11 protein-coding genes, 1 tRNA gene and 1 pseudogene are annotated in these 14,676 nt (G+C 66.7%); 12 read left to right on the top strand and 1 reads right to left on the bottom strand.

The annotated features are described in order from the left end of the window. Positions 1 to 14: 14 nt before the first annotated feature. The 8 genes from phaC (at position 15) to ACTPOE_RS00565 (ending at position 9,728) form a co-directional block, all read left to right on the top strand. Positions 15 to 1,637 (top strand): class I poly(R)-hydroxyalkanoic acid synthase, encoded by a 1,623-nt coding sequence (gene phaC, locus ACTPOE_RS00530; RefSeq protein WP_458870191.1) that lies wholly within the window; start codon positions 15 to 17, stop codon positions 1,635 to 1,637. A 13-nt stretch (positions 1,638 to 1,650) separates the two neighbouring features. Beyond that, positions 1,651 to 2,388: a 3-ketoacyl-ACP reductase gene (locus tag ACTPOE_RS00535; RefSeq protein ID WP_458870193.1), complete on the top strand. Its 738-nt coding sequence runs from the start codon at positions 1,651 to 1,653 to the stop codon at positions 2,386 to 2,388. A gap of 2 nt (positions 2,389 to 2,390) precedes the next feature. After that, complete coding sequence (gene phaR, locus ACTPOE_RS00540; RefSeq protein ID WP_458870195.1) at positions 2,391 to 2,963, top strand: polyhydroxyalkanoate synthesis repressor PhaR; 573 nt, start codon at positions 2,391 to 2,393, stop codon at positions 2,961 to 2,963. Between the two features lie 122 nt (positions 2,964 to 3,085). Then, positions 3,086 to 3,622, top strand: a complete 537-nt coding sequence (locus ACTPOE_RS00545; RefSeq protein WP_458870197.1) for an iron transporter — start codon at positions 3,086 to 3,088, stop codon at positions 3,620 to 3,622. 1 nt (position 3,623) lies between these two features. Further along, on the top strand, positions 3,624 to 3,971 hold the full coding sequence (locus ACTPOE_RS00550) for a cupredoxin domain-containing protein (RefSeq protein WP_458870199.1): 348 nt from the start codon (positions 3,624 to 3,626) through the stop codon (positions 3,969 to 3,971). 15 nt (positions 3,972 to 3,986) lie between these two features. After that, a complete protein-coding gene (locus ACTPOE_RS00555) occupies positions 3,987 to 4,847 on the top strand; it encodes an FTR1 family iron permease (RefSeq protein ID WP_458870201.1) in 861 nt (286 codons plus the stop codon). Positions 4,848 to 4,984: 137 nt separating this feature from the next. Beyond that, on the top strand, positions 4,985 to 6,403 hold the full coding sequence (locus tag ACTPOE_RS00560; protein WP_458870203.1) for a 4Fe-4S binding protein: 1,419 nt from the start codon (positions 4,985 to 4,987) through the stop codon (positions 6,401 to 6,403). Positions 6,404 to 6,569: 166 nt separating this feature from the next. Next, positions 6,570 to 9,728, top strand: a complete 3,159-nt coding sequence (locus tag ACTPOE_RS00565) for a bifunctional diguanylate cyclase/phosphodiesterase (protein WP_458870205.1) — start codon at positions 6,570 to 6,572, stop codon at positions 9,726 to 9,728. Between the two features lie 171 nt (positions 9,729 to 9,899). Here ACTPOE_RS00565 and ACTPOE_RS00570 read toward each other — a convergent pair. Next, positions 9,900 to 9,976, bottom strand: a tRNA-Met gene (locus tag ACTPOE_RS00570). Between the two features lie 67 nt (positions 9,977 to 10,043). Between ACTPOE_RS00570 and scpB the strand changes: the two are divergent. The 4 genes and pseudogenes from scpB to nusA form a co-directional block, all read left to right on the top strand. Further along, positions 10,044 to 10,712, top strand: a pseudogene (scpB, locus tag ACTPOE_RS00575) (SMC-Scp complex subunit ScpB); the annotation flags it as partial. A gap of 88 nt (positions 10,713 to 10,800) precedes the next feature. Then, positions 10,801 to 12,429, top strand: a complete 1,629-nt coding sequence (locus ACTPOE_RS00580) for a pseudouridine synthase (RefSeq protein WP_458870207.1) — start codon at positions 10,801 to 10,803, stop codon at positions 12,427 to 12,429. Positions 12,430 to 12,686: 257 nt separating this feature from the next. After that, on the top strand, positions 12,687 to 13,157 hold the full coding sequence (rimP, locus tag ACTPOE_RS00585) for a ribosome maturation factor RimP (protein WP_458870209.1): 471 nt from the start codon (positions 12,687 to 12,689) through the stop codon (positions 13,155 to 13,157). Then, positions 13,154 to 14,638: a transcription termination factor NusA gene (nusA, locus tag ACTPOE_RS00590; protein WP_458870211.1), complete on the top strand. Its 1,485-nt coding sequence runs from the start codon at positions 13,154 to 13,156 to the stop codon at positions 14,636 to 14,638. Before rimP ends, nusA begins: the two co-directional genes overlap by 4 nt. Positions 14,639 to 14,676 lie beyond the last annotated feature (38 nt).

The raw sequence follows: 14,676 nt of genomic DNA on the forward strand, positions 1-14,676 counted from the left end.
CAAGGGATGGTGGAATGGCTGATCGGAATTCTTTGCAAAGGCAGACGCCGCCCGGGGTCGCTCCGGCCCAGTTGGCGTCCATTCAGTCCGATTTCACCCAGGCCTGGCAGTCGCTGCTGGATCGATTCCGTCAGGGCGCCCTGACGCCGCCCGCCGACCGCCGTTTCTCGTCGGACGCCTGGGCCGGCAATCCTCAGGCGCTGTTCTCGGCTCATGCCTATCTCATCATGGCCGACGCGCTGCAGCGCCTGGCACTCGCCGCCGATCTCGAGGACCCCGCGCGCGAGCGCCTGCGCTTCTCGGTCATGCAGTGGGTCGAGGCCGCCGCGCCGTCCAACTTCCTCGCATCCAACCCCGACGCCCTGAAGGCCCTGGTCGACAGCGGGGGCGAAACCCTGCAGCGGGGACTGGCGAACCTGATGCGCGACCTGACGCGGGGTCGCATCACCCAGACCGACGAGTCCGCCTTCGTGCCGGGCGAAAACCTGGCCATGACCCCGGGGACGGTGATCTACGAAAACGCCCTGATGCAGCTCATCCAGTACCGGCCGCAGACGGCGAAGGTCCGTCGGTTGCCCCTGCTGATGGTGCCACCCTGCATCAACAAGTACTACATCCTGGACCTGCAGCCGGCCAATTCCCTGGTGCTGCACACCGTGCAGGCCGGCTTCGAGGTCTTCATGGTGTCCTGGCGCAACCCGCTCCCGGGGGACGAGGACGGCATCGAGCGCAAGACCTGGGACGACTACGTCGAGGACGGCGTGCTGCGGGCCGTCCAGGTCGTGCGTGACGTGACCCGCCAGCCGCAGGTCAATGCCCTGGGCTTCTGCGTGGGAGGCACGCTGCTCTCCAGCGCCCTGGCCGTGGCGCGCGCCCGGGGAGAGGACCCGGTGGCCGCGCTGACCCTGCTGACCACTTTCCTGGATTTCCGCGAGACCGGCGTCCTGGACGTCTTCGTCGACGAGCAGCATGCCCGCGCGCGCGAACAGCAGCTGGGCGCGGGCGGCCTGATGACGGCGGGCGAGCTGTCCACCACCTTCTCGTTCCTGCGCCCCTCGGAACTGGTGTGGAACTACGTAGGCTCCAACTACCTGATGGGTGAATCGCCGCGGGCCTTCGACCTGCTGGCCTGGAACGCCGACGGCACCAACCTGCCGGGGCCGTTCTTCACCTGGTATTTCCGCAATACCTACCTGGAAAACCGCCTCCAGACCGGCCGGCTGCGCATCTGCGGCACGGCCGCCGACCTGCGCGCCCTGGACATGCCGGCCTACCTGTACGCTTCGCGCGAAGACCACATCGTACCCTGGACTTCGGCCTATGCCTCGACGCGGCTGCTGCGCGGGCCGCTGCGCTTCGTGCTGGGCGAATCCGGCCATATCGCGGGGGTCGTCAATCCCCCGGAACGCGGTCGCCGGGGCTATTGGTCCGGGAACCGGGACGCCGAACTGCCGGGAGATCCGGATGCCTGGCTGGGCCAGGCGGAACATGCCCGGGGCAGCTGGTGGCCCGACTGGCTGGATTGGCTGGCCGGGCATTCGGGCGACTGGCGGTCCGTCCGCCGCGGCCCCGGCAATCGAAAATATCCCGCCATAGAACCCGCACCCGGGCGCTATGTCAAAGTCAAAGCAGTCTGAAAAGGAGAACACCATGAGTGGCAAACTGGCTTACGTGACGGGGGGCATGGGCGGCATCGGAACGTCGATCTGCCAGCGTCTCGCAAAGGAAGGCTTCACGGTGGTGGCCGGTTGCGGTCCCAGCCGGGATCATGTCAAGTGGCTGGACGAGCAGGCCGCGCTGGGCTACAAGTTCAGCGCCTCGGTCGGCAATGTGTCCGACTGGGATTCCACGGTCGAGGCCTTCGTCAAGATCAAGGAGCAGTTCGGTCCGGTCGACGTGCTGGTGAACAATGCGGGCATCACCCGCGACGGCATCTTCCGCAAGATGAGCCGTGAAGACTGGCGCGCCGTCATCGACACCAACCTCAACAGCCTGTTCAACGTGACCAAGCAGGTCATCGACGACATGGTGGAGCGCCAGTGGGGGCGGATCATCAACATCAGTTCGGTCAACGGCCAGAAGGGCCAGTTCGGCCAGACCAACTACTCCACCGCCAAGGCCGGCATCCATGGCTTCACCATGGCCCTGGCCCAGGAAGTCGCCAGCAAGGGTGTGACCGTCAACACCATCTCGCCGGGCTATATCGGCACCGACATGGTGCGCGCCATCCGCCCCGACGTGCTCGAAAAGATCGTCGCCACCATCCCGGTCAAGCGTCTGGGCACGCCGGAGGAAATCGGCTCCATCGTCGCCTGGCTGGCGTCCGACGATTCAGGCTTTGCCACCGGGGCGGATTTCTCGCTGAACGGCGGCTTGCACATGGGTTGATCATGGCTCGGCATACCTCTTCACCTCAGGCTGAACGGCTGATCAAGAAGTACCCCAACCGCCGCCTCTACGACACCCAGTCCAGCGCCTACATCACGCTGGCCGACATCAAGCAGCTCGTCCTCGACAACGCGGTGTTCAAGGTCGTCGACGCCAAGACCGGCGACGACCTGACCCGCAGCATTCTGCTCCAGATCATCCTCGAAGAGGAATCCGGCGGTGTGCCCATGTTCTCGGCCGAGGCGCTGGCGCAGATCATCCGCTTCTACGGCCATGCCATGCAGGGCGTGATGGGCACGTTCCTGGAAAAGAACATCCAGGTGCTGATGGACATCCAGGACCGCATGGCCGAGCAGTCCCAGGGGCTGTACCAGCAGCATTTCGGTCCGGAGGCCTGGGCCCAGCTGATGAACATGCAGACTCCGGCCCTGCAGAACATGATGAACAACTATATCGAGCAAAGCCGCGGCCTGTTCGTCCAGATGCAGGACCAGATGCAGGATCAGACGCGCAACATGTTCTCGGCCTTTCCTTTCCCCGGGCAGCCGCCCGAAGGCGGAAAAAAGAAGAAATGACCGCGGGCCGGGCGAAACGTCCGGCCCCGCGTCGCATTTTCTTGATCTATTTCCGTGTCGTGAGCACTTCTCTGATGTTATAGTAACGAGAATCATTCTTTTTACTAACATGGAGATCGTTCATGGTGAAAAAACTGCTCGTCGCGCTGGCAGGCGTCGGCCTGGCCTCTTCCGCCCTGGCGGCCGAATATCCCATCGGCGAGCCCAGCGAAATCAATGGGCTGGAAGTGGCCGCAGTCTATCTGCAGCCGGTCGAGATGGAGCCGGAAGGCATGATGCGCGCCGCCAAGGACTCCGACATCCACCTCGAGGCGGACATCCACGCCACGGCGGACAACAAGAATGGTCTGCCCGAAGGCGCCTGGGCGCCGTACCTGAACATCCAGTACGTGTTGCAGAAGCAGGGCAGCGACAAGGTCCTGAAGGGCGACCTGATGCCCATGGTGGCGAACGACGGCCCGCATTACGGCGACAACGTCAAGCTCGAAGGCCCGGGCAAATACAATCTGACCTTCGTCATCGGCTCGCCCGAAACCGCGCACAACAACCACTTCGGCCGCCATGTCGACAAGGAAACCGGCGTCGCGCCGTGGTTCAAGTCCTTCGAAGTCAAGTACGAGTTCGTCTATGCCGGCACCGGCAAGAAGGGCGGCTACTGACATGCGTGTCTGGATTGCCCTGGCGGCCCTGATGTGGGCGGGCCTGCTGGCGCCCCTGTCGGCGGCGCGGGCCGCCGACATGCCGGTCTATACGCTGACTTTCAAGGCCGACGGCACTTTCGAACCGGCCCGCCTCGAAGTGACGGCGGGCCGCTTCAAGATCGTCCTGGTCAACGAAAGCAGCGAGGCGGTCGAATTCGAAAGCCTGCCGCTGCGCAAGGAAAAGGTGCTGGGGCCGGGGGTCACCTCGTTCGTGGTGCTGTCCCTGTCGCGGCCGGGCGAATATCCCTTCTTCGACGACTTCCATCCCCAGGTGAAGGGCACGCTGGTCGTGCTGCCCAGGCCCTGATGCTCGCATCCCATCATGGAACAAGTCTCCTTCATCGTCTGGCGTGAAAGTGTCGAGGCCCTGCTGGTCGTAGGCATCCTGTATTCCTGGCTGCGCGCCTCGCCGGAAGGCCGGCGCGGCCTGCCTTGGCTGTGGGGCGGTGTTTGCGCCGGGCTGCTGCTGGCGGGCGCGCTGGCGCTGGTGCTGCTGGGGATTTCCTCCTGGCTGTCCGACGAGGGCCAGGAATGGTTCCAGGCCCTGATGGCGCTGGCCGCCTGCGGGCTGGTGGTCCAGATGGTCGTCTGGATGCGCGCCCACGGGCGCGGCCTGAAGCGCGAGCTCGAATCGGACGCTTCGCAGCAGGTCGGCGGCGATCACTGGTGGGGCCTGCTCGCGCTGGTCATGATCGCCGTCGCGCGCGAAGGCAGCGAGACCGTGGTCTTCCTGTACGGCACCGTCCTGTCCTCGCGGGAATCGGGCGGCACCGGGGCCATGGCGCTGGCCGGGCTGGCCGGGTTCGCGGCGGCGCTGCTGACCTTCTGGCTGCTGCAGCTGGGCGGGCGGATCATCACCTGGCGGCGTTTCTTCAAGCTGACGGAAATCCTGTTGCTGCTGCTGGCCGGCGCGCTGCTGGTGTCGGCCACGGACCGGCTGATTTCCCTGGGCGCGCTGCCGGCTCTGATGGACCCGGTATGGGATACCTCCTGGCTGCTGGGTACCGAAGGCGGACTGGGCAAGATCCTGGCTGATTTCGCCGGCTACCGCGCCTATCCGGCGTTGTCTCAGCTGCTGATCTGGCTGGCGTACTGGGGCGTCGTGGGATGGCTGCTGCGCCGCGCCTCGCGCGCCGCCGCGCCGGCGCCATCCGGCCGGGCCAAGGCGAACGCGGCGGCCTAGCGGCGGGATGGGGCGGTACGTGGAGAGAGGTCCCCGCGGTATCCGATGGCTTTCATGAGGCGACTCCTGTTTGCCTGGAAGAGGGGATGCGTGGAGAATACCGCCTTGGTCTCAAGACGTGAAATAGCAATAGCCGCATGATTTTGTCGCATTCGTTCCGTTCCGGTGTCGCGCGCGCAGGGGATTTCCTGCGCGATCATCAGCGCGCGATCCGGCGGGTGCAATGGACCATCGTCTTCGTCTACATCGCCCTGCTGGCGATTCCGGCGGCCATGCCGCTGCCGGATCGCACGGCTTCCGTCTTCAACAATCTCACCATCCTCGCCCAGTTCGCCTTCTGGGGCATCTGGTGGCCGTTCGTGCTGGTGTCCATTCCTCTGTTCGGGCGCGCCTGGTGCGGCCTGTTCTGTCCAGAGGGTGCCCTGACCGAGTGGGCCAGCCGGCATGGGCGCGGCCGGGCCATTCCGCGCTGGATGCGCTGGGGCGGCTGGCCTTTCGTGGCTTTCAGCCTGACCACGATCTATGGCCAGCTGGTCAGTGTCTATCAGTACCCCTGGGCGGTCGCCGCCGTGCTGGGCGGCTCCACCGCGGCCGCCATGATCGTCGGCTGGCTCTACGGGCGTGACAAGCGCGTCTGGTGCAAGTACCTGTGCCCGGTCAACGGGGTGTTCAACCTGCTGGCCAAGCTCGCTCCCTGGCACTACCGGGTGGACGCCGCCGCCTGGCGCGCGCCCGTGCGGCGGACGGAATCCATCAACTGCGCGCCCTTGCTGCCCCTGCGCAACATGCAGGGTGCGGCCGAATGCCATATGTGCGGACGCTGCAGCGATTACCGGGGCGCCATCACCCTGACGCCCCGCTCGCCGGAGGCCGAGATCGTCCACGTGGCCGAAGGCGGCGGGTGGCAGACTGCGCTGATCGTCTTCGGGCTGATGGGGCTGGCGGTGGGCGCCTTTCTGTGGAGCGCCAGCCCCTGGTTCGTGTCGATCAAGCAGTCCGCCGCGACCTGGCTGGTGGCGCGGGATATCTACTGGCCGCTGGCCGACGACGCGCCCTGGTTCATCCTGACCCACTATCCGGACGTCAACGACAGCTTCAGCTGGCTAGATGGCGCCGTCATCCTGCTATTCATCGGCGGCGCGGCCGTCGTCGTGGGCGGGACCGCATTCTGCGGCCTGTGGCTGGCGGATCGCCTGCTGCCGGCCTCGAAGGCGCCGGGGGTGCGGGACACGGATGGCCGGCTGCTGCGCAGCCGCCTGGCGGGCGTGCACAAGCTTGCCCAGGGCCTGATCCCGGCGGCGGGTGTCGGAGTGTTCCTGGGGCTGTCGGCCACGACGCTGACTTTGCTGCAGCACGAGGGCGTCTCCACCGGCTGGGCCAATCCCGTGCGCTTCACGCTGCTGGCTCTGGCGCTGGCCTGGAGCCTGCGCTTCGAATGGCGGCTGGCGGGGCTGCGCACGCCGCAGCCGCTGCGCAGGCTGGGTGCCGTGATTCTGGTGGCGGCCGGGCTGCTGCCATTCTGCTGGGCCTGGGTGCTGTTCTTCGTGCGCTGGTGAGTCCGGGCCCGGCAGGCGCGTGTTTCCGGGCCGTGGGCGCCGCTATTTGAAACATTTCACAACAACCGGGGAAAAACCGCTATTCTTGCTTCGGGAGTATCGCCGCCCGGCGGGGCGCGATGAATTCCCCCTGCGTCTTTGCCTGCCCTTTAGATCGAGGAGTCTCATGGCGGCATTTTCCGCAAGACGAACGTTTGGCCTTTGGTTTCCCGGCCTCGGGGCGGCCGTGTTCGGACTTGGTCTCACCTACGCACTGGTGCTGCAGCAACGGGATACCGGGCGGTCGATCGCCCAGCTCCGGTTTTCCGAGGAAGTCCGCTCCTCCAGCGATGCGATCGCCCAGCGCGTCGTGGCCTACGCCGAGGTCGTGTCCGGCCTGAGGGACCTCTTCATGGTGAACCCCGACCTGGACGACAAGCTGTTCGAGCGCGTGGTGGCGCAGCATGACGTGCGCAGGAGCTATCCCGAACTGGTGAATCTGTCCTTCGTGCGCTGTGTGCCCGATGCCGAACTGCCCGCCTACGAATCGCGGCTGCGCTCCCGCTTTCCGGGCGCGGATCCGGCGGTGTCGGTCATCCACCCGCGCATTGACGGGCCGGACCATTATGTCGTCGAGTATCTCTGGCCCCGGGATGGCAATCCGGGCATCTGGGGGCTGGACATCGCCTCTCAGCCCGCGAATCTGGCCGCCCTGTTGAAAGGGCGGGCGACTGGCCGCCCGGTGGCGTCGGCGCCTTTCTCCCTGCTCCAGGACGAGGAGGCCGGTACGGCCTTCGTCCTGCGCTTTCCGGTCTTCCATCACGGCGAGGGCGATCGCTTCATCGGCGCGGTCGCCGCCGTGGTGCGGGTCAGCGACATGCTGAGCGCCATCCGCTCCTCCGGATTCCTGCGCGGCCTGTCGCTGCGGCTGCGGGACGTCGGCTCCAGCGGTGTTCCCGGGGTGCCGGCTACGCTGGGCTCCCTGGCGCCGCCGCCGGACTCCGCCGTGCCCGCGCCTCCGGCCCTGGAGGCCACCCGGCTGCTGGACGTGATGGGCCGGACCTGGCGCCTGGATTTCACGTCCGGCCGCGCGCTGCTGTCCCCCACCGAACGGATGATGCCTTGGTGGATCGGCGGGGCGGGCGTGGCCCTGACCTTGCTGCTGGTGACGCTCGCCAGCTTGCTGGCCCGCCAGCGCACGCGGGCCTTCTCCGAAGCGGTCACCACCCACGAGGCCCTGCGGCGCAGCGAGGAGCGCTTCCGCGCCGTCTTCAACCAGGCGGCGGTCGGCGTTTCCCTGACCGACGTGAAGACCGGCCTCCCGGTGCGCGTCAATCAGAAATATTGCGACATTCTGGGCTATGCCCGGGACGAGTTGCTGCAGCTCGATTTCCGGCAGTTGACCCATCCGGACGACCTGGCGCTGGACCTGGAGCAGATGCGGCGCGTCCAGGCGGGGGAGATCCGCGAATTCCGGCTCGAAAAGCGTGTCCTGCGCAAGAGCGGCGAGCCGATCTGGGTGGACCTGACCGTGTCGCCCATCTGGCAGCCGGGCGAGGCGCCCGACTATCACGTCGCCGTCATTCAGGACATCGACGAACGGCGCAGGATGCAGGACGCGCTGCGGGATCGGGAACGGCACCTGCGCAGCATCCTCGATCATCTGCCGGTGGGTGTGTGCCTGGTGCGGCGCGATGAGCGCATCACGTTCCGCAACCGGCAGTTCGTGCAGATCTTCGGCTATACCGAACAGGATGTCCCGGATGTGCGCTCCTGGTGGATGCGCATCTGTCCCGATCCCGAAATTCGCGAACGGGCGCGCCAGCGCTGGTCGCGCCTGTGCGACGCGGCCCGGCGGTCGGGCGAAGGGGTCATCGCGGCGGGCGAATACCGGATCCTGTGCAGTGATGGCAGTCATCGGACGGTCGAGGTCGCCGGAATCCTGCTGGGCGATGATTATCTGCTGACCCTGGAGGACCTCACCCAGCGCCGGGCCGCCGAGGAGGAAATCAACTATCTGGCCTTCTATGATTCCCTGACCGGCCTGCCCAACCGCCGTCTGCTGCTGGACCGGCTGCAGCAGACCCTGGCGTCGGCCGCGCGCCATCAGCGCTGGGGCGCGCTGCTGATGCTGGACCTGGATCATTTCAAGACCCTGAATGAAACCCGGGGCCACGACAGCGGGGATCTGATGCTGCGCCAGGTGGCGGAACGCCTGCGGACCAGCCTGCCCGACTCGCAGACCGTGGCCCGGCACGGCGATGACGAATTCGTGGTCGTCCTCGAGGATCTGGGCGCGTCTCCCGAGGAAGCCGCCGCGCGGGCGGAGGAAATCGGCCAGCGCATCCTGGCCCTGCTGAGCGCGCCCTATCTGCTGGGCGCGGAGCACTACCATGCAACGGTCAGCATGGGGGCTGCGGTGTTCCACGGGCTGGAGCAGGGGGTGGATGAACACCTGAAGCGGGCCGATCTGGCCATGTACCAGGCCAAGGCGGCGGGCCGCAACACCCTGCGCTTCTACGATCCATTCATGCAGGCCGCGGTGCACCGGCGGGCAGCGCTGGAACTGGACATGCGCATCGGCCTGGAACGGGGCCAGTTCGAACTGTTCTACCAGCCGCAGATGGACCGGGACCGCGTCATCGGCTGCGAGGCGCTGTTGCGCTGGCATCATCCCCAGGACGGCTTCGTCTCGCCGGCCGCCTTCATTCCCCTGGCCGAGGAAACCGGCCAGATCCTGCCGCTGGGCGACTGGGTGCTGCGGACCGCCTGCGCACAGCTGGCCCGCTGGGCGCAGGATCCCGCGTTCGCGCACCTGAGCCTGGCCGTCAACGTCAGTCCGCGCCAGTTCCACCAGCCCGGTTTCGTCGAGCAGACCCTGGCGGCCCTGGCGGGTGCCGGTGCGGACGCCGGCCGGCTCGAGCTCGAGCTGACCGAGGGGCTGCTGCTGCGGGACATCGAAGACACGATCCGCAAGATGGTGCAGCTCAAGGGCTATGGCGTGGGGTTTTCGCTGGACGATTTCGGCACCGGCTATTCATCGCTGGCCTACCTGAAACGGCTGCCGCTCGACCAGTTGAAGATCGACCAGAGCTTCGTGCGCGACGTGCTGACCGACCCCAACGACGCGGCGATCGCGCGCACCATCGTCGCCCTGGGGATCAGCCTGGGCCTGCGCGTCATCGCCGAAGGCGTGGAAACCGAGGCCCAGCGCGCCTTTCTGGAGCGGCATCACTGCCATGCCTGGCAGGGCTACCTGTTGAGCCGGCCGTTGCCGGTGGCGGAGTTCGAGGCGCTGGTGCGGGCGCGGGCGGCGCGAATGCATGCCCGGGATACCGAGACCTAGTGTCCTGTTCGAGTCCTGTTCGACCGATTCGCACACCCACCTGCGGCGGCTGGGTTCGCCATGCCGCGTTGCAGGCCACCTCGCTGACGAGAACCGCGATGCCGGAGCCGAAATGACGGGATCAAATGAAAACAGGCCGGATTCCATTGGAATCCGGCCTGTCTCTGAAACTGGTTGCGGGGACAGGATTTGAACCTGTGACCTTCGGGTTATGAGCCCGACGAGCTGCCAGACTGCTCCACCCCGCGTCTGGAAAGCAAGACTATAGCAAGTCTGCGAAAATAATGCAAGCAACCGATCGGAGTTCAAGCTAAAATGACGGAAACGGAAATCCTGCGCGTATTGGAAACGGCCTTGTTGTGCGCTGATGCGCCTCTCGCGGTCACCGATCTGCGCAGCCTCTTCGAAGACACGATTTCCGGGGACGACATCCGCCGCCATCTGGCTGCCCTGCAGCTCGACTGGCAGGAACGGGGGCTCGAACTGGTGCAGCTCGCCAGTGGCTGGCGCTTCCAGAGCCGTCCCGACATGCAGCGTTACCTGGGGCGCCTGAACCCCGAAAAACCGCCTCGCTACTCTCGCGCCGTGCTCGAAACGCTCGCCATCATCGCGTGGCGGCAGCCCGTGACGCGCGGGGACATCGAGGACATCCGTGGCGTCACGGTCTCGGCCCAGATCATCCGCGCCCTCGAAGACCGGGGCTGGATCGAAACCCTGGGTTATCGCGACGCGCCGGGGCGTCCGGCTTTGCTGGGGACGACGCGCCGCTTCCTCGAGGACCTCGGTCTGCGGGCGCTGGACGAACTGCCCGCGCTCGATGCGGAGGACTCCGCGGAAGCTCTGGGCGTCCTGGCGTTCGATGCCGCGGACGGACCGGATGCCGTGCGGGACGTGGACGATGCGGCGGCGGACGACGGAGAGGGCGCTGGCGAGCCGGTCCGGGCGGCCGTGCCGGGGCCGATGTCCCTGGATTCAGCCGCCCCGGACGCTGGCGCGGACGATCCCCCGGTCCCGGGGCCGCGTGGCCCGGAAGAATGAAGAACGGAATTTTGTGCAGGAGTCACCGAACCTCATGACAGCAGAAATCGATACGATGCAGAGCGCCGGAACGGGCACGCCCGAAACGCCGTCCGTGGCCGGGAACCAGCCGGAAAACGGCAAGCCTCGGGGGCGCAAGCTGCGCACACCTTTTCGCCGCCGCCGGGGGGATGCCCAGCAGGCCGGCACCCAGGGCGCCGAGGGGCGGGAAACCGAGGCGGCCGAGGCGATCGGGGCCATCGACGCGGGTTCGGCGGAAGAGGCCGACCGCGCCCTGAATTATCTGAAGGACGCCCATCCGACCGCCCGGCGCCTGGATCGCTACTTGAACAGCGATGTCCTGATGCCGAAGCTGCACAAGGTCCTGGCCGACGCGGGCGTGGGTTCGCGGCGCGACATGGAGGATCTGATCATCGCCGGGCGCGTCTCGGTCAACGGCGAGCCCGCTCATGTGGGCCAGCGTATCGGTCCCGACGACAAGGTTCGCGTCAACGGCCGCCTGGTGACGCGCCCCAAGGCGGGCAAGCTGCCCCGCGTGATTCTCTACCACAAGCCGGCCGGCGAGATCGTCAGCCACGACGACCCGGAGGGCCGGGCTTCCGTCTTCGCCCGCCTGCCGCGCATCCGCACGGGCAAATGGCTGTCGGTGGGACGCCTGGATCTGAACACCGAGGGCCTGCTGATCCTGACGACTTCGGGCGATCTTGCCAACCGGCTGTCGCATCCGCGCTACGGGGCGGAGCGCGAATACGCGGTCCGCATCCTGGGCGAACTGGGTGAACAGGAACAGGCCCGCCTGACCGGCGGTATCCAGCTGGAAGACGGGGAAGCCCGGTTCAATTCTCTGGATTACATCGGCGGCGAAGGCAGCAACCGCTGGTATCGCGTCACGCTCAGCGAAGGCCGGAACCGCGAGGTGCGGCGCATGTTCGAGGCGGCGGGGGTGACCGTCAGCCGCCTGATCCGCACCCGTTTCGGCGATGTGATGCTGCCTTCCAACCTGCGCCGGGGGCGCTGGGACGAACTGGATTCCGGCCTGGTCGGGGCATTGATGGTCCAGCTGGGCCTGCTGCGCGGCGCCGACGAGGAAGACAGCCAGTCCGAACGCCAGCCGCTGTCGCACGCTAGCGCCCTGCCGCCGGGATTCGGTACGCCGGGCCAGAACGGCCAGAACGGCGCGCGCCTGAACCGCCGGGGAAGGGTCTCGGGCGGCCGCAAGGGCGGCATCGATCCGTTCACGACCGGCCTGCTCATCAGCGGCGGGCTGGCCAACGGGCATCCGGACGGCGACAAGTCGCGCCAGGCCGCGAAGTCCGGCCGCAAACCGGCCAACAAGTCCCGCGCCCATGGCGCCGAGGCCCAGGGGCCTCGATCCGAAAACCGGCCGGCGCGGCCGGGGAAGCCGGGCAAGCCCGCAGGAAAACCGGCCGGCAAGCCAGTCCGGTCCGGCAAGCCCGGCGCCGGAAAACCCGCCCAGGGGGCGGGGCCGTCCCAGGTCGACAAGGCGCCCGCTTCTGCGCGTCCGCCCAAGGCCGCGCAGAAGTCCGGCCGCAAACCGGGCAACAAGGCTCCCCGCAAGCAGGCAGGCGGCGGGGGCGAACACCAGCCCCGGGGCGCCCATGCGCACGAGTCGCGCCTGGGATTCCTGGGCCGCGGCCGCTGATCTTTGTGAGGATTCCGGCCATGCGACGGGATTCCACAAGGATGGTCTTCGAGCAAAGAAATGCTGTTATAATGTAAGGCTTTACAGCACCTTTGTGCTGTGTCCACCGGGGGCTTGCCGTCCATGGTCCCGGCTTTGCGGGCGCTTCGATGCGCCGCGGGCCGGCGCGGACGGGTCTTCGGCGGTTCCTGAACGGGCTTCGGGTTCTACCCGGGGCGAACAAAGGGCTGCGGGACAGCCCCTTTTTTTTGGAATTTATGGCGGATATCTTGACGGTCGCCCAGCAGGCCCTGCTGGGTTTCGATGTGGAACTGGTCGATGTGGAACGCGCGCCCCTGGGGCTTTTGCGTGTGGTGATCGATCGTCCCGAAGGGGTACGCATCGAGGACTGCGAACAGGTCTCCCGCCAGTTGTCGCATGTGTTCGAAGTCGAAAACATCGACTACAAGCGCCTGGAGGTCAGTTCCCCCGGCGTGGACCGGCCTTTGCGCCGCCTGGCGGATTACGTCCGCTTCGCCGGCCAGCGCATCGAATTGCGTTTGCACGAGCCGGTCGAATCCCACAAGACCTTCACCGGCATCCTGCGGGTCAGCGGGGATGAACCGCCCGTGCTCTGCCTGGATTGGGAAGACCCGTCCGGCCAGCCGCGGACGCTGCCGTTTTCTTTTGACGATGTGGACCGGGCCCGGCTGGACCCCGTTCTCGATTTCAAGGGTAAGAAGCGATGAGTCGCGAAATTCTGCTGTTGGTCGACGCCCTGGCGCGTGAAAAAAACGTCGAACGCGATGTGGTGTTCGGCGCTCTCGAAAGCGCGCTGGCCTCGGCCATGAAAAAGCGGTTCAAGGAAGACGTGGACATCCGGGTGGCCATCGACCGCCAGTCCGGCGAGCACGAGGGCTTCCGCCGCTGGCTGGTCGTGCCCGACGAGGCCGGTCTGCAGGAACCCGACGCCCAGGAACTCTATACGGACGCCCAGGACATCGTGCCGGGCATCGAGGTCGGCGAGTACATCGAGGAACCCCTCGAACCCATCGAGTTCGGTCGCATCGGCGCGCAGGCCGCCAAGCAGGCCATCCTGCAGAAAATCCGTGACGCCGAGCGCGAGCAGGTGCTGAACGACTTCCTGGACCGGGGCGAGACCATCGTGTCCGGCACGGTCAAGCGCCTGGACAAGGGCGACGCCATCATCGAGATCGGCAAGGTCGAGGCCCGCCTGCCGCGCACCGAGATGATCCCCAAGGAAAACATCCGCGCCGGCGACCGCGTGCGCGCCTATGTCCTGAAGGTCGATCACGCCGCGCGCGGCCAGCAGGTCATCCTGTCGCGCACCTCGCCCGACTTCATCCGTGAACTGTTCGAGAACGAAGTCCCCGAGATCGAGCAGGGCCTGCTCGAAATCAAGGCGGCGGCCCGCGACCCGGGCGTGCGTGCCAAGATCGCCGTGGTGGCGTACGATAAGCGGATCGATCCGATCGGCACCTGCGTCGGGATGCGCGGTTCGCGCGTCACGGCCGTGCGCAACGAGCTCGGTGGCGAACAGGTGGACATCGTCCTGTGGGCCGACGATCCGGCGGAATTCGTGATCGGCGCGCTGGCGCCGGCGCATGTCGAGTCCATCCTGGTGGACGAGGACAAGCATGCGATGGACGTGGTGGTCGACGAGGAAAACCTCCCCAAGGCCATCGGCGCGCGCGGGCAGAACGTCCGCCTGGCGTCCGAGCTGACCGGCTGGCAGATCAACATCATGACGCCCGAGGAAAGCCAGAGCCGCCAGGATGCCGAGCGCACCGCGCTGCGTCACACCTTCATCACGAAGCTCGATGTGGACGAGGAAGTCGCCGACATCCTCATCGACGAGGGTTTCACCGGCCTCGAGGAAATCGCCTATGTGCCCCTGCAGGAACTGCTGGACATCGAGGCCTTCGACGAGGAAACCGTCAATGAATTGCGCACGCGTGCGCGCAATGCTTTGCTGACCGAGGCCATCGCCCAGGAAGAGCGCGTGCAGACCGCCCGCGACCTGCTGGAAATCAAGGGCATGGACCCGGCCCTGGTGGCGAAGCTGGCCGAAAACGGCATCACCACCCTGGACGACCTGGCCGAACTGGCCGCGGACGAGCTGGCCGAACTGACCGGGCTGCCCGAGGACACCGCCAGCGACATGATCATGCAGGCGCGGGCCCACTGGTTCGAGGACGACGAAGCCTGACCGCTTCGTCGCATTGAACCGCGCAGCCCTTCAACGTA

The organism is Castellaniella sp. WN (assembly GCF_054457555.1).